The organism is Pseudofrankia sp. DC12, assembly GCF_000966285.1.
GTDB lineage: Bacteria > Actinomycetota > Actinomycetes > Frankiales > Frankiaceae > Pseudofrankia.
In genome coordinates this window covers 1,747,108-1,762,106 of sequence record NZ_KQ031391.1, presented here as the reverse complement: position 1 = coordinate 1,762,106, position 14,999 = coordinate 1,747,108, and the positions used below count along the sequence as shown (strand labels likewise).

General features: G+C 71.1%; 11 protein-coding genes. 6 read left to right on the top strand and 5 right to left on the bottom strand.

Features of this window, described 5'->3' with window-relative positions:
- Nucleotides 1–6: 6 nt before the first annotated feature.
- Entirely contained in the window at nucleotides 7–774 is a 768-nt protein-coding gene (gene map, locus FRADC12_RS07090; protein WP_045876048.1) for a type I methionyl aminopeptidase, read from the bottom strand.
- 229 nt (nucleotides 775–1,003) lie between these two features.
- Here map and dapF point away from each other — a divergent pair, with 229 nt between their 5' ends.
- Nucleotides 1,004–1,924 carry a diaminopimelate epimerase gene (gene dapF, locus FRADC12_RS07085; protein ID WP_232303659.1) on the top strand — a complete coding sequence of 307 codons (921 nt, stop codon included), beginning with the start codon at nucleotides 1,004–1,006 and terminating at the stop codon, nucleotides 1,922–1,924.
- Nucleotides 1,925–2,191: 267 nt separating this feature from the next.
- Nucleotides 2,192–3,733, top strand: a complete 1,542-nt coding sequence (hflX, locus tag FRADC12_RS07080; protein ID WP_084010502.1) for a GTPase HflX — start codon at nucleotides 2,192–2,194, stop codon at nucleotides 3,731–3,733.
- A 117-nt stretch (nucleotides 3,734–3,850) separates the two neighbouring features.
- Here hflX and FRADC12_RS07075 read toward each other — a convergent pair whose 3' ends face one another.
- Nucleotides 3,851–5,116: an ATP-binding protein gene (locus tag FRADC12_RS07075; RefSeq protein ID WP_232303658.1), complete on the bottom strand. Its 1,266-nt coding sequence runs from the start codon at nucleotides 5,114–5,116 to the stop codon at nucleotides 3,851–3,853.
- A 395-nt stretch (nucleotides 5,117–5,511) separates the two neighbouring features.
- Entirely contained in the window at nucleotides 5,512–6,348 is an 837-nt protein-coding gene (gene lexA, locus FRADC12_RS07070; RefSeq protein WP_045876045.1) for a transcriptional repressor LexA, read from the bottom strand.
- A gap of 575 nt (nucleotides 6,349–6,923) precedes the next feature.
- On the opposite strand from lexA, the gene FRADC12_RS07065 reads away from it, so the two are divergent.
- From FRADC12_RS07065 to FRADC12_RS33775, 4 genes are all read left to right on the top strand, one after another.
- Nucleotides 6,924–7,277: a hypothetical protein gene (locus FRADC12_RS07065; RefSeq protein WP_045876044.1), complete on the top strand. Its 354-nt coding sequence runs from the start codon at nucleotides 6,924–6,926 to the stop codon at nucleotides 7,275–7,277.
- 816 nt (nucleotides 7,278–8,093) lie between these two features.
- Nucleotides 8,094–8,636, top strand: coding sequence for a transcriptional regulator NrdR (nrdR, locus tag FRADC12_RS07060; RefSeq protein WP_502685234.1), 543 nt, complete (start codon nucleotides 8,094–8,096; stop codon nucleotides 8,634–8,636).
- Nucleotides 8,637–8,899: 263 nt separating this feature from the next.
- The gene (locus FRADC12_RS32920) at nucleotides 8,900–13,003 is read left to right on the top strand and encodes a vitamin B12-dependent ribonucleotide reductase (RefSeq protein ID WP_232303657.1); all 4,104 of its coding nucleotides are present in this window, start codon (nucleotides 8,900–8,902) and stop codon (nucleotides 13,001–13,003) included.
- A 94-nt stretch (nucleotides 13,004–13,097) separates the two neighbouring features.
- Nucleotides 13,098–13,229: a hypothetical protein gene (locus FRADC12_RS33775; protein ID WP_255355177.1), complete on the top strand. Its 132-nt coding sequence runs from the start codon at nucleotides 13,098–13,100 to the stop codon at nucleotides 13,227–13,229.
- A gap of 443 nt (nucleotides 13,230–13,672) precedes the next feature.
- On the opposite strand, the gene FRADC12_RS07050 is transcribed toward FRADC12_RS33775, so the two are convergent.
- Nucleotides 13,673–14,302, bottom strand: coding sequence for an RDD family protein (locus FRADC12_RS07050; protein ID WP_045876042.1), 630 nt, complete (start codon nucleotides 14,300–14,302; stop codon nucleotides 13,673–13,675).
- Between the two features lie 46 nt (nucleotides 14,303–14,348).
- A complete protein-coding gene (locus FRADC12_RS07045) occupies nucleotides 14,349–14,756 on the bottom strand; it encodes a DUF2752 domain-containing protein (RefSeq protein WP_198152815.1) in 408 nt (135 codons plus the stop codon).
- Nucleotides 14,757–14,999: the final 243 nt, after the last annotated feature.

Genomic DNA, 14,999 nt, shown 5'->3' with positions numbered 1-14,999 from the left:
GGCCCGTTACAGCAGGGTGAGGATGCGTGGGCCGTCCGCGGTGACGGCCACGGTGTGCTCGACGTGGGCGGCACGGCTCCCGTCGGTGGTGCGCAGTGCCCAGCCGTCGGCGGCGGTCTGGTAGCGGTCGCGGCCCCCGGCGAGCAGCATCGGCTCGATCGCCAGCACGAGGCCGGCACGCAGCGGGAAGCCACGCCCAGGCGGCCCGTCGTTGGGGACGTGCGGGTCCTCGTGCATCAGCCGGCCGATGCCGTGCCCGCCGAACCCGTCGGGAATGCCGAACCGCTCCCGGCGACAGACCGCGCCGACCGCGTGCGAGATGTCGCCGAGCCGGCCGCCCGGGCGGGCCGCGGCGATCCCGGCGGCGAGAGCCTCCTCGGCCGCCGCGATCAGCCGCAGGTCCGCCGGCCGGGCGGTGCCCACGACGAAGCTGGTCGCGGCGTCGCCCGTCCAGCCAGCCAGCTCGGCGCCGCAGTCGACGCTGACCAGGTCGCCGTCGCGCAGCCGGTAGCCGTCGGGGATGCCGTGCACGATCACGTCGTTGACCGACACGCAGGTCACCGCCGGGAACGGCGTCGGCGCGAAGCGCGGCTGGTAGTCCTTGAACGTCGAGGCCGCGCCGGCGCGCGCGATCACCGTGGCGGCGACCTCGTCCAGTTCCAGCAGGCTGGTGCCGACCCGCGCGGCCTCGCGCACCGCCGCCAGGGCCTGGGCGACGACCTGCCCGGCCGCCCGCATCGCCCCGATCGCCGCCGCCGACTTCAGCTCGACCATGTCCAAGCCCACCTGTCCCGGCCGTGGCGGCCGTTCGCGTTGCGACGCACCGCGAAGAGTCCGCGCGGTGCCGCCATCGACCGGTGGCTCCGACGAGGCACCGGTATAACTATCACGGTACGACGGTCCGAGGCGATGATGCCAACGGGTCCCACGGCGAGACGCCGGCCTGAGGCCGTCGGGATGGCCGCCGCAGGCGGCGGACGGGATGGCCCCGTACGATCGCGGAGTGCGGTTTGTCAAGGGGCAGGGGACCGGAAACGACTTCGTGATCGTGCCGGATCCGGATGGTGAGCTGGAGCTGACGCCGGAGCTGGTGCGGGCGTTGTGCGACCGCCGGTTCGGCGTCGGGGCCGACGGCGTGCTGCGGGTGGTGCTCACCGCGGCCGAGCCCGCGGCCGCCCAGCCGCGAGCCAGCCGGCCCACCGCCGAACCGGCGGGAGCCCTCGGCTCCGCCCGCTGGTTCATGGACTACCGCAACGCCGACGGGTCTAGCGCCGAGATGTGCGGCAACGGCCTGCGCGTCTTCGGCCGCTACCTCGTCGACGCCGGCTACGAGCGGTCCGGGCTGATTCCGGTGGCGACCCGCGCGGGAGTGCGGCTGGCTGACGTCCCCAGCCAGGGCGACGTGACGGTCGAGATGGGGCCCCCGACGATCGGCCCTCTCAACGCGGAGACCGTGTCCATCGGCGGGCGGACCTTCCCGGCCACCAGCGTCTCGATGGGCAACCCGCACGCCGTCTGCTTCGCCGACGACCTGGCCGAGACGGCCCTGAACGCGCTTGATCTGACCCGGCCGCCCCAGTTCGCGGCGGAGGCCTTCCCCGGCGGCGCCAACGTCGAGATCGTCATGGGCGCCCCCGACGCTGTCCGGATGCGGGTCTACGAGCGCGGTGTCGGCGAGACCCTGTCCTGCGGCACCGGGGCCTGCGCGGTGGCGGTCGCCGCCGCGACCAGGGCCGGCCGGGGCCCCGGGACCGTGGTCCCGGTCGACGTCCCCGGCGGCCGGGTCGAGGTGCTGTGGGACAGCGACCAGGTCCGGCTGCGCGGGCCGGCCGTCCTCGTCAGCGAGGGCCTGCTGCGTACCGACTGGCTTGCCGCCGCGCGGGCACGGACCCAGGAGCCGGCGCTGGCCGGAGGCCGCACCTGAGCGTCGCGTGGTCCGGGACCGGAAAACACGTCGCAGGGGTGAGCCGGGCGTGGCACGCTACCGGCATCGACACCCCGCCGCATCTCCCGCAGCGGGGTGCGAACCGCCGGAGCCGGGGAACAGAGGCCGACAGGCACCGGCGGCCGCGGGGAACAAGGCCCCAAAAGGGTCCCGGTACCACCGTCCTGGATGCACATCCCGGACAACTGGAGCGAACGGCGACCACGCGGAATCCGGACGTGGGCCCGTCGCGTTGGAACGGATGGTATGAGTCTTCCAGCTGAATCCACTCCCAACAGCCCGGTCCGCCGGCCCGCTGCCACGCGAGGCGACCGGAATCCTTCTGACGCGGTGGCCCGGGTACTGGCCACCGACCACGCTCTGGCGGACGCCAGGGACACCGGCGAGATCACCTTCACGGGTCTTGGCTTCTACGACGACGCGGGCGACGAGCTGGCGGTCGAGGAGCGCGACGCGCTGCGCCGCATGCAGGGGCTGGCCACCGAGCTCACCGATGTCACCGAGGTCGAGTACCGCCAGCTGCGGCTGGAGCGGGTCGTCCTGATCGGGGTCTGGACGGCGGGGACGATCGTCGACGCAGAGACGTCGATGGCCGAGCTCGCCCAGCTCGCCGAGACCGCGGGCTCCGTCGTGCTCGACGCGCTCGTGCAGCGCCGGGACAAGCCGGACACGGCGACCTACGTCGGCTCCGGCAAGGCCAAGGAGCTGGCCGACGTCGTCCGCACGGTCGGCGCCGACACGGTGATCTGCGACGGCGAACTCACTCCTGGCCAGCTGCGCCAGCTGGAGGAGGTCGTCAAGGTCAAGGTCATCGACCGGACCGCGCTGATCCTGGACATCTTCGCCCAGCACGCCACGTCCAAGGAGGGCAAGGCGCAGGTCGAGCTCGCGCAGCTGCAGTACATGCTGCCGCGGCTGCGCGGCTGGGGTGAGTCGATGTCCCGGCAGGCGGCCTCTGGTGGGCGCGCGCCCATCGGTACCCGCGGGCCCGGCGAGACGAAGATCGAGACCGACCGCCGCCGGCTGCGTGCCCGGATCGCCAAGCTGCGCCGGGAACTGCGCGAGATGGAGACCGTCCGCGAGACCAAGCGGTCGTCGCGGCGGCGCGGTGCAGTGCCGTCGGTCGCGATCGCCGGCTACACCAACGCGGGCAAGTCGTCGCTGCTCAACCGGCTGACCGGCGCGGGGGTGCTGGTCGAGGACTCCCTGTTCGCGACCCTGGACCCGACGGTGCGCCGCGCGACCCTGCCCGACGGGCGGGCGTTCACGCTGACCGACACGGTCGGCTTCGTCCGTCACCTGCCACACCAGATCGTGGAGGCGTTCCGCTCCACGCTGGAGGAGGTCGCCGACGCGGACCTGATCCTGCACGTGGTCGACGGCTCGCACCTCGACCCGGTCGGGCAGATCTCGGCGGTGCGCGAGGTCCTGAACGACATCGACGCGGGTGACGTGCCCGAGCTGGTCGTCGTCAACAAGACGGACATCGCCGACAAGACGACCGTCGCGGCCATCAAGCGGATCGCGCCGGACGCGGTGTGTGTCTCAGCCCGGACGGGAGCGGGGATCGCCGAGCTGGTCGAGGCCCTCGCGGGCCGCGTCCCGCACCCGCAGGTAGAGGTCGACGTCGTCGTCCCGTACAACCGGGGTGACCTGGTCGCCCGGATCCACAAGTCCGGCGAGGTCCTGCACCAGGAGCACACCGCTGCCGGCACGGAGCTGCGCGCCCGGGTCTCGGCCGCCCTCGCGGCCGACCTCGACGCCTACAGCCAGCCGGCGCGGGTCTGAGCCGACCGCGCCGCGAAGCCGGCTCCGCCCGTCCGCCTGTCCCTCGGCTGACGAACGGGGCCGGCTTCGTCGTGCATCCGGATCGTTCGTCGCCGGAGTGAGAACGCCGTCGACCGGTCAGAGGTCTGGCCGCGCTGTCCAGAGCGCCGAGATCGGGACGGCCCGCAGGCGCGGGCCGAAGCGCAGGACCTCCGGACCGGCGTAGAGGACGTATCCGGCGTGAAAGCGGCCGCCGATCTGGTCGGCCAGCCGGCGCAGTCCGCGGAAGTCGTCCGTGCGTACCGTCTCGGCTGCCTTCACCTCGACCCCGACGATCTCCCCGGACGCCCGCTCGAGCACCGCGTCGACCTCGTTGCGGTCCCGGTCCCGGTAGTGGAAGAGCGAGACCGGCTCCTGGGCCCAGGTCAGCTGCCGGGCCAGCTCGCCCAGGACGAAGTTCTCGATCAGCGGGCCGACGTTCGCCGTCGGGTGGGACGCCCGGCGCGGCGACATACCGGTCAGGTGCCCCGCGAGGCCGGAGTCGACAAATATGATCTTCGGTGTCGCGACGGCGCGCGTGGTCAGATTGCTCGACCAGGCCGGAATTCGCTGGACGACGTAGGAGAGTTCCAGCGCGGCAAGGTGCCTGCGGACGGTGGTGGCCGGCACCGCGAGGTCATTGCCTAGCCGGTTCGGAACCAGAAGACCACCCGCCGTCGCCGCCAGCGCCTGAACAAGCTGGCGCAGTTCCACCGTTCGTTCGATCTCGGAAATCTGGCGAATATCGCGTTCGATGAGGTCCGAGATGTACGACTCGAAGAACCGGGCCCGCCGGCGCAGGTCCTCGCGGCGCACGGCCTCGGGGTAACCGCCGCGCAGCGCCCGCTCGACGTAGTCGTTCCGATCAAGGGTGCCGTGGGCAAGCCATGGCTCGTCCTGCGAGAAGACGGCATCGACGAACGCGTCGGGGCCGCCGTCGATCTCGCCCTGGGCAAGCGGCCATAGCTCCACGGTCTCCGACCGGCCCGGCAGGATATCCGGAATGCCCTTCATTCCCCACAGGCGCGCGGAGCCGGTGAGCAGGTAGCGCCCGGGACGGGGGTCGCGGTCCACCTTCGACTTGATCGCGAGCAGAAGATCCGGGGCTCGCTGGATCTCATCGATCATCAGCAGCCCGTCCGCGTTGACGAAGCCAACAGGGTCCGCCAGGGCCGCGGCCCGCACCGCGTCATCGTCCAGGTAGTAGGTTCTCGCCTCGCCGTGCGCCTCGACGGCGAGGCGCGCGAGCGTGCTCTTTCCGACCTGGCGCGCACCGGTCACGACGACGACCCGCGTATCCGCCAGCGCGGCGGACACCAACGCCTCCGCGTGCCTCGGGAAGAGCTCAATTCTCAGCTGCGACACCGCCACCACCGCCGTCCCTCACCGCCAGGCCGCCGGTCGATTCTCTCATGATCGACGGTCGATCTGCCGTCATGGTCACGGTCGATCTGCCGTCATGATCACGGTCAGTCTGCCGGCCTGGTCGCGGTGGATCCGGCGCGCCGATCGGAGACGGGCGCCGGCTGGTCTGGGCAGGCCGCAGACGAACAAGGGCGAGGCGTCGGGCCGGCGGAGCGCCTGGCCGACGCGGCTGCCGGCGGTGGTGCGCCGGGCGGAAGGACCTCTGCTGAGCGGAGCGTCCGGTCGGCGGCCCACCTGGCGGGCAGTGTGCCCGGACGACGTGCCGTCTGGCGGCGGAGCGCCCGGTCGGCGCGCGCCAGCGCCGTTCCGGACGCTCCTTCGCGCCCGCGGCGGGCCTAGACCCGCCGCATCACCGCCACGACGCGGCCGAGGATGGTGGCGTCGTCGCCCGCGATGTCGTGGAACGCGGGGTTCTCCGGCTGCAGCCAGACATGGCCGTCGTCGTGGCGGCGGAAGCGCTTGACGGTCGCCTCGCCGTCGATCATCGCGGCGACGATCTCGCCGTTCTCGGCCACCGGCTGCTGGCGGACGGCGACCAGGTCCCCGTCGCAGATCGCCGCGTTGATCATCGACTCACCGACGACGCGCAGCAGGAACAGCGTGCCCTCGCCCACGATCTCCCGGGGCAGCGGCAGCACGTCCTCGACGGCCTGCTCGGCCAGGATCGGCCCACCGGCCGCGATCCGCCCGACCAACGGCAGGTAGGCCGTGGCCGCCGCCAGCTGGACGTTCTCGTCGTCGTCGGCGCGCACGCCGTCGTCCGGGCCGAGGGTGTGGACCCGCAGGGGGGCTCGGCCCCGGCCCGCGGCCACGGCGGGCCGGGTCTTCGGCAGCGGCCGGATCGGCGGCTCGCCCTCGGAGGTGACGACCTCGATCGCCCGCGGCCGGTTCGGGTCGCGGCGCAGGAAACCCTTGTCCTCCAGCATCTTCAGCTGGTGCGCGACGCTGGACGTGCTGGTCAGCCCGACTGCTTCGCCGATCTCCCGGACACTCGGCGGGTAGCCGCGGCGCTCGACGGCATCACGGATCACCTCGAGAACCTTGCGTTGCCGGGTCGTGAGACCCTGCTCGTCGACGGGGCCGTCGGGGAAGTCGCGCACGGTCCCGCCGGCCTCACCGCGTCCGGCGGACGGGCGACCGGCTCTGCGCGGTCCCCTTCCCTGCGTGGTCATGGCGTTGGCACTCCTAGCCTCGAGGTCATGGCGACCGTTCTCCTTCGTCGAGCTCGTCGAGCGAGGCTCGACATCGGGGACCCGGAGCGCCTCCCGGCGTGTCCGGATCGAACGCCCGCCGGGGGCGGGCCGTCGGCACCTGGGCCGGCGAGCCCGACCAGAACGGGCGCCGCAGGCTTCGGCGCCGCGGCCCGGCCGCGCCACCACACCAGACCGGCGGCCGGCGCCCCCGACCGTCGAGGATCTCCGGGGAGGCATCTGGGTGGAGCTGGGCGGATCGGTGCTGCTGCGCGCGTCATGCCTGATCGTGATGACCGTAGCCGGACGACGTCGGAATCTCAAACACGCGTTCGAGCGTGTCCGCGTGGCTTGCCGGGCTTATGCGTGTAAGAATCGACCATCAGTTCGAATCGCACCCTGCCCCAGTACCGGCCACCGCCGCATGTCGACCTTGGGTTAGCGTCGTCGGTGGTCCGCGATGTCTGCCCGGGGAACATCTCCCCGGACCCCCGAGTTGGTTGAGCTTCGCTCGACGAGCGCAGCCGGGTCGCTGGCCCGGCCGCTAGGAGGTTGGCATGACGAACCCGCGTGGGGCCACGACGATCCAGGGGCGCCCTGCCCCGGTAGGTCCCGACGGCGCCCAAGTAATCAGTCTTCCCGTCCCGACGCGTCGGCGCCCTGGCCGCGTGCCCGCGCCGGCGGCACTGGTACAGAGCCCGCTGGCGCGTGCGGCGGCGGCCGAGCACCCCGTGGCCGGCGTCCGGCCGCCGCGCCGCCGGGCTGGCGGCAAGTCCCAGGCCACGCCCGCGCTGCGGCTCACCAGCCGCGGTCGCGTCGTGGCCGCCTTCGTCCTTGGCCTGGCGCTCTGGGGCGCCGCGAGCGCCGGCTGGCTCGGCGTCACCTGGCTCCTCGCCGTTTCCGGCCACTGACCTAAGCCGCTCGCAAGCCCGTGCCTCACGCCCCCTGTCGGGCTCGGGGGCGAGGCGGGCTTGTGGTCGTGGCCTGGTCAAGCCAGCCGGTCCATCCGGCTTCCGTGGAGCTGCCGCGGGCCGGGAGAGCCACTCCGTGCCGCCCGCGCCCGCCCCGGCACCGCTGGCAGCCCAGACCCTCAGCGGTCGTGACCTCGCCACGCGTGATACCCGACGGTCATCCCTGGTGATGGTGTTTCATGGCGCGTCCGCGTCCGCGACCAGGACGTAGGACTGGATGCTGGTGGGCGCGGTGGATCTTTGCGTTCCGCGGGGGCGTGAGGCGTGATCATTGCCGGCTTCCGCCCCGTCCGCTCTTCCGTGCTGGTGGGGCGCCGCGTCCGCGAACCCTCGAAGGCGATCGGTGGTCCCGTCGTCGGGGCGGCGTCGGCTGCGTCCTGACCTGCGGGAAGCAGCGAGGACGAGCACCTGCGCCGGTCGCGTCCGCCGTTTCCGGCGACGGTGGGATCCGACACGCGAGGGGGGCATGCACACCGACGAACCGGGCATGCGCTAGTCTGGCGGCACAACATCTGGTAGTTACACACCTGTAAGTCATCCACTGGTAGTTTTTGAAGGGTGCCACGTCTGACGGTGTGGACAGGCTGGTGGAGGGCGTGGAGGTGTGCTTGCCGTCCCCGGTGACGCGCGGTCGCGTGCCCGCCGGTGCTACGGGGCGCTGTCGCCATGCCCTGCGCCAGCCATGCCCTGAGCGGGCGCGAGAGCCCAGGTCGATGATTGCCACGCGCTCGTGCGGGCGGCCCCGCCTCGACGAGCGTGGAGAAGGGAGGAGCCGTGCGGTGTCCGTTCTGCCGGCATCCCGACAGCCGAGTGGTCGACAGCCGGGAGGCCGAGGAAGGCGCGGCCATCCGGCGGCGACGGGCATGCCCGTCCTGTGGCCGGCGTTTCACGACGATGGAGGAAGCATCGCTGCGGGTTCGCAAGCGCAGTGGGGCCGCCGAGCCGTTCAGCCGGGCCAAGGTGGTCGCCGGGGCTCGTAAGGCGTGCCAGGGCAGGCCGGTGAGTGCCGAGGACCTCGCGATCCTGGCCCAGCGGGTCGAGGACACCGTTCGCTCGTCGGGCGCGGCCGAGGTCGCGGCCGAGGACGTGGGCCGGGCGATCCTGGGTCCGCTGCGAGAGCTCGACGAGGTCGCCTACCTGCGGTTCGCGTCGGTCTATCTGGCGTTCGAGTCGCTCGCCGACTTCGAGCGGGCGATCTCCGAGCTGCGGGCCGACCCGGCGGCGCCAGCGAGCCCGGCCGCGCTGGCCGACGAGCTGGACGTGGCCCTGTCGCCCGCGGCGGGCCCCGGCCGGCCGTAACGCCCGCGGCGGGCCTGGCTCGCCGCGGTCGCACCGACGCGACGCCGTCGGTCACACCCGTCACGACGCGCCTCCGCCAACGGTGGCGCGCGGAGTTCTGACGCGCGGAAACGCGAGCGCGTAGCAGGTCCACAACATCATCAGGGCCTTCAGGGGGACGAGGAGCTTGTGCCCTCCGAAGGCCAGCAAGCGGGTCGTGAGGCCGTCGGTCTATTCGGCACGCCCGCGTTCGGCGCAGCGCACGAGACGAGCTGAGGAGTGTCATGACGGAGACCCGCGGCGCGAAGCAGAAGGCCAGCTCCAACGGAAAGGCCGCCTCGACCGCCGGGAGGCCCGCCTCGGCGCCGGCACCCGCCGCGAACGAGGCCGCCACCGAGGACACGGTCGCCGGCGGTGGCAAGCCCGCCGCGGATGCAGGCAAGGCAGCCGGGTCCGGCAAGGCCGCCACCCTCAAGGGCGCGGCCCGCAAGCCAGGCCTGCGGATCGAGCGGCGTAACACCACCGCCGGGATGCACCCGTACGACCAGGTGACCTGGGAGTCGCGGGACGTCGTCATGACGAACTGGCGGGACGGCTCCATCAACTTCGAACAGCGCGGTGTCGAGTTCCCGGTCAACTGGTCGATCAACGCGTCGAACATCGTCACGAGCAAGTACTTCCGGGGCGCGGTCGGCAGCCCGCAGCGTGAGTCGTCGCTGCGCCAGCTGATCGACCGGGTCGTGCACGCCTACGGGCGGACCGGCCGGGAGAACGGCTACTTCGCCTCCGACGAGGATTCGGAGATCTTCGAGCACGAGCTCACCTACATGCTGTTGCACCAGATGTTCAGCTTCAACAGCCCGGTCTGGTTCAACGTCGGCACTTCGGCCCCGCAGCAGGTGAGCGCCTGCCAGCCGTATGACGCGCTGGTGACCACTCCGGAGGGCCTGATCCCGATCGGCGAGCTGGTCGAGCGCAATCTCGTCGGTACCAAGGTGTTCGACGCCCACGGGTTGACGAAGGTCGTCGCCACCAAGTCCAACGGCATGAAGGAAGTGCTGCGTGTCTGGACGAAGGCTGGTCACGCCCTTGACGTGACTGCGGACCATCTCGTCTGGAAAGGGCGCCAGGACAACGGCGGTGCCTTCGTTCCCGCCGGCGAGCTGCGGGCCGGCGACCAGCTGCAGTGGCACCGGGCCGAGGCTCCGGGAGAGCGCGAGATAACGTCGCGCGAGATCGCCGAGGCCGCGCTGGCTGGCTGGCTGCAGGCGGACGGCTTCGTCGGGCAGTACGAGGGCACCAACCGATCGCTGACCATCGAGGCGATGACGGTCACTGACGCGGAACGAGCCTGGGTCGCGGCGGCCGTCGATCTGGTGTTTCCCGGAGTCCATCGCCACGAGCGGAGGCAGGAGGTTCAGGACCCGACGCTCGACTGCCGCCGCCTGCGTCTCTATGGCGACGTCCTCAACGAGTTCGTCACGGATTGGGATTTGCGTGCCCGTGGCGTGGACATGCGGGTGCCAGCCCGTTTGCTTGCCGCGCCGCTGCCAGTCGTGGCGGCATATCTGCGCAGCCTCTTCCAGGCTGAGGGATATGTGTCGGCGCGGCAGCGGTCGACCCTGGTCGCTTTCGACATGATCTCTGAGGAGCTGATCCGGGGCGTACAGGCGCTGCTGGCTCGCTTCGGGATCTTCGCCCGAGTCGGTCGCAAGGCCGACCCGCGTCCCAACCGGCACGACCTGTGGAGCCTGCGGATCCAGAATGCCGGCGACCGGCGGATCTTCGCCGACGAGATCGGTTTCGTTGATACCGCCAAGGCAGAGAAGCTTGAGAGGTCCTTCGAGCTTCCCGGCCGTCGTGCCAACCCGGTCAAGACGTTGTTGATCGACCGGATCGAGTCGCTCGGGCGGATGCCGGTCTACGACATCCAGACTGACAGCGGGGAGTACCTCTCGAACGGCCTGCGGGTGCACAACTGCTTCATCCTCGCGGTCGACGACACGATGGAGTCGATCCTCAACTGGTACCGCGAGGAAGGCCTGATCTTCAAGGGCGGCTCGGGCTCCGGCCTGAACCTCTCCCGCATTCGTTCGTCCAAGGAGCTGTTGTCCTCGGGTGGAACGGCTTCGGGGCCGGTCAGCTTCATGCGCGGCGCCGACGCGTCAGCGGGGACCATCAAGTCCGGCGGGGCCACCCGGCGCGCCGCGAAGATGGTCGTGCTCGACGTCGACCACCCAGACGTCGTCGAGTTCGTCGAGACCAAGGCGCGCGAGGAGGACAAGATCCGCGCGCTGCGGGACGCCGGCTTCGACATGGACCTCGGCGGCAAGGACATCACGTCGGTCCAGTACCAGAACGCCAACAACTCCGTCCGCGTCACGGACGACTTCATGCGCGCGGTCCAGGACGGCACCTCGTTCGACCTGCGGGCCCGGATGGACCACCGGGTGATCGAGTCGGTCGACGCGCGCGAACTCATGCGCAAGATCGCCACGGCGGCCTGGGAGTGCGCCGACCCGGGAATCCAGTACGACGGCGTCATCAACGACTGGCACACCACCCCGGAGGCCGGCCGGATCTCGGCCAGCAACCCGTGCTCGGAGTACATGCACCTGGACAACTCCAGCTGCAACCTCGCCTCGCTGAACCTGATGCGGTTCCTGCGCAGTGACCTCACCTTCGACGTCGAGGGCTTCATCCACGCCGTCGAGCTGATCATCACCGCGATGGACATCTCGATCTGCTTCGCCGACTTCCCGACGCCCCAGATCACCGAGGTCACCCGCGCCTACCGCCAGCTCGGCATCGGCTACGCCAACCTCGGCGCGCTGCTGATGGCCTCGGCCCGCGCGTACGACTCCGAGGGTGGCCGGACGCTCGCCGCCGCGATCACCTCGTTGATGACCGGGACCGCGTACCGCCGCTCGGCCGAGCTCGCCGGTGTCGTCGGCCCGTACGACGGCTATGCCCGGGACACCGACGGCCACCGCCGCGTGATCCGCAAGCACGCCGCCGCCAACGACGCGGTCCGCAGCGTGCACAGCGAGGACGCGCGCATCCTGGCCGCCGCCGGCCAGGAGTGGGCGAAGTGCCTGGCGGTCGGCGAGCGCGACGGCTGGCGCAACGCCCAGGCCAGCCTGCTCGCGCCGACCGGCACCATCGGCCTGGCGATGGACTGCGACACGACCGGCATCGAGCCGGACCTGGCGCTGGTCAAGATGAAGAAGCTCGTCGGCGGCGCCAGCATGAAGATCGTCAACCAGACCGTGCCGGCCGCGCTGCGGGCCCTGGGGTACACGGAGGAAACGCTCGAGGCGATCGTCGAGTACATCGCCGAGCACGGCCACGTCATCGACGCCCCTGGGCTGCGTCCCGAGCACTACGAGGTGTTCGACTGCGCGATCGGCGAGCGGGCCATCGCCCCGGTCGGCCACGTCCGGATGATGGCCGCCGTGCAGCCGTTCCTGTCCGGTGCGATCTCCAAGACGGTCAACATGCCCGAGACGGCGACCGTCGAGGAAGTCGAGGAGATCTACGTCGAGGGCTGGAGGCTCGGCCTGAAGGCGTTGGCGATCTACCGGGACAACTGCAAGGTCGGTCAGCCGCTCACCGACGTCCGGGGCGCGAAGCGCTCGGTGGACGAGGCGAAGGCGATCGCCGACGCGAACGCCGGCACCAGTGCGGCCCCGGCCCCGGTCGTGCACCGACCGGTCCGCAGGCGGCTGCCGAAGACCCGCCCGTCGCAGACCGTCTCGTTCTCCGTCGGCGGTGCCGAGGGCTACATGACCGCTGGCTCCTACCCGGACAACGGCCTCGGCGAGATCTTCGTCAAGATGTCCAAGCAGGGCTCGACGCTGGCCGGCGTCATGGACGCGTTCTCGATCGCGATCTCGATCGCGCTGCAGTACGGCGTGCCGCTGGAGACCTACGTCTCGAAGTTCATCAACATGCGGTTCGAGCCGGCCGGGATGACCGACGACCCGGACATCCGGATCGCCCAGTCGCTGATGGACTACCTGTTCCGCCGCCTCGCCCTGGACTACCTGTCCGAGGAGCAGCGCGCGGAGCTCGGCATCCTGACCGCCGCCGAGCGGGCCCGGCAGATCTCGGGCCAGTACGGCGGCCCGGCCGACGCGGACCTGGCCGACCCGCCCGAGACCGAGATCGCCCCGACCGCGCCGCCGGCCGCCGCGAAGTCCGGCGAGCACACGGGCCACGGTCCGGCGTTCGTCGAGCTGGAGCTGCGCGGTGCCGCCCCCGGCCAGTCGCTGTTCGCCCAGACCGCTGTCGACGCCCCGCTCTGCTTCACCTGCGGCGTGACCATGCGCCCCGCCGGCAGCTGCTACGTCTGCGAACAGTGCGGCTCCACCAGCGGCTGCAGCTAGTCGTTCCGGGCACCTCCGGGAGCTGAGTTCCCAGGTCAGGTGGGGTGAGGCCCGGTGGCCGCACCCCACCTGAGGAGCGCCTCAAGATTGTTTGTTGCGTCTGCCGCAACCGGTACGCGGAAAGCCCCACGTCGGCACGCCGGCCGTCCCGGTCGGGGACGTCGCGGTCGAGGCCGCGGAGATGCTGCTCGCCTGCGAGGCGGGTGAAGACCTCATGGGCATATGACTCGATGTGCTGGGGCAGGCAGAACGGGTCTGTCCTGGCGATGCTCACCGTGCGGATCTCGCCTGCCCACGGATACAGATCCCCGAAGATCTCGCGGTGGAAACCGCGCAGGTGGTCGAGGTCGTAGCCGCCTGGAAGGCCTCGGATCGCAAGTTCGGCGAGCGCGGCGTAGGTCAGGCCGGCCTCGACCAGGCATGCAGGGGGCCACCGTCGAGCGCGCGCCCGCTCGCCACTGACCCGATCCGCCGGGCGGCGTAGCAGGGTCGATTTGCCCACCGCGCGTGGCCCCCGCAGGAGGGTGACCGGTTCCTCGGTCATCCGAGCGGCGGCGCAGCGCGAAAGAATGCCTCCGCCAGTATCCGAGATCCCCCGCGCGGGTCGCGACCAATACCCGTCCTGGGACTCCGGTGGTCCCAGGACGGGGGGTCATGCTCCCGCGACGATCAGGCGGGCACGACGACCGTCTTCACGATCTTGTCGGCGAGCGTCTGCCGCTTGGGGTCCCACAGCGGGAACAGGTAGCCGATGTAGCAGATGACGCTGTCGACGAAGTGGCAGAGATCGCGGGCGAACGCCATCGCCGGTCCGATCGGCTGGCCGGTGACCTCGCTGACGAGTCGGATGTTCAGCGTCTTGCGGCCCAGCGACTGACCGGTTCTGCCGGCCTGGATCCAGCGGTTGTAGATGATCCAGCCGAGTGAGGCCAGCCAGAGGATCACCAGGAGCGCCACCGCCGGGCCGCGGAGAATCGCTCCGAACAGCCCCAGCACGATGATCTGCGGCAACACGTCGATGAGGTATGCGCCGACTCGCTGGGCCCAGCTGGCGTAGGCGCCTGGCCCCGCGGGCTGGCCGGACCCGTACCCCGGCTGTGCGTACGGGTTGGGCTGGTAGTAGCCGCCCTGACCGGCGGGCGGGTACTGGCCGGGCTGCTGGTACTGGCCGGGCTGCTGGTACTGATCGGCCGGTGGGTACTGGCCGGGCTGCGGGTACTGCGGGTACTGGCCGGGCTGGGGCTGCTGGCCCCACTGCGGGGGAGTCGGCTCGGACGGGGGTGGGTTGTAGCCGGTCACGGTCGGCCTTTCTGAGAAGAGCGGTCCTGCATGGGTTGGCGACCGCTTAGATGAAGTGGTACCGATGCAGCTGGAGGAGCCAGCTGAGGGCCACGACGACGTAGGCCGAATACCGGGTCCGCGCACGCGCGGCGGCGGACCAGGGGCGTGGCGGTGGCGCCAGGCCGAGGAGCCGGGCAGCCAGGATCGGCGTCGTCGCGGTAACCAGTGCCGCCACGAGATAGACAAGAGGGCTGGTGCTCGCAGCAGCCGCCCACTCGCTGTGGGTCAGCGCGACCGTCGCGGTCGTCAGCCCGCAGAACGGACACGGCAGGCCGGTCAGCGCGCGCAGTGGGCAGAAAAGGCCCCGCTCGCCCGTGTGCGCCATGATCGTCGGGTAGATCGCCCCGATCAGGCCCGCACCCAGCCCGGCCATGGTGATGTGCTCGGGGACCGAGTACATCCTCCGCAGCATCGCCGGCATCCCCCGTGTACCCGCAGACGGCATTCGCCGCATGCTAGGTGAAGTCATGCCCATCCGCAATGTCGGAAATTTTGCTTGTTGCATGATTTGCGGCGCGCTCGGTGACCACGACGAGACCCGTGCCGACAGCCAGCCGATGATCGGCGTGTGTGGATGACTCAGGCTCGGCTAATGGTCGCGATGAGTGACGCTGGGGTGCGTGGTGTCGGTGACTGGCCCTTGGCAACGCTTCAC

What these genes read in the sequence shown, in the direction of transcription:
- map (WP_045876048.1), bottom strand. Translation starts at nt 774, where the DNA reads ATGGTCGAGCTGAAGTCGGCGGCGGCGATCGGGGCGATGCGGGCGGCC.
- FRADC12_RS07045 (WP_198152815.1), bottom strand. Translation starts at nt 14,756, where the DNA reads ATGCTGCGGAGGATGTACTCGGTCCCCGAGCACATCACCATGGCCGGG.
- lexA (WP_045876045.1), bottom strand. Translation starts at nt 6,348, where the DNA reads ATGACCACGCAGGGAAGGGGACCGCGCAGAGCCGGTCGCCCGTCCGCC.
- FRADC12_RS32920 (WP_232303657.1), top strand. Translation starts at nt 8,900, where the DNA reads ATGACGGAGACCCGCGGCGCGAAGCAGAAGGCCAGCTCCAACGGAAAG.
- FRADC12_RS07065 (WP_045876044.1), top strand. Translation starts at nt 6,924, where the DNA reads ATGACGAACCCGCGTGGGGCCACGACGATCCAGGGGCGCCCTGCCCCG.
- hflX (WP_084010502.1), top strand. Translation starts at nt 2,192, where the DNA reads ATGAGTCTTCCAGCTGAATCCACTCCCAACAGCCCGGTCCGCCGGCCC.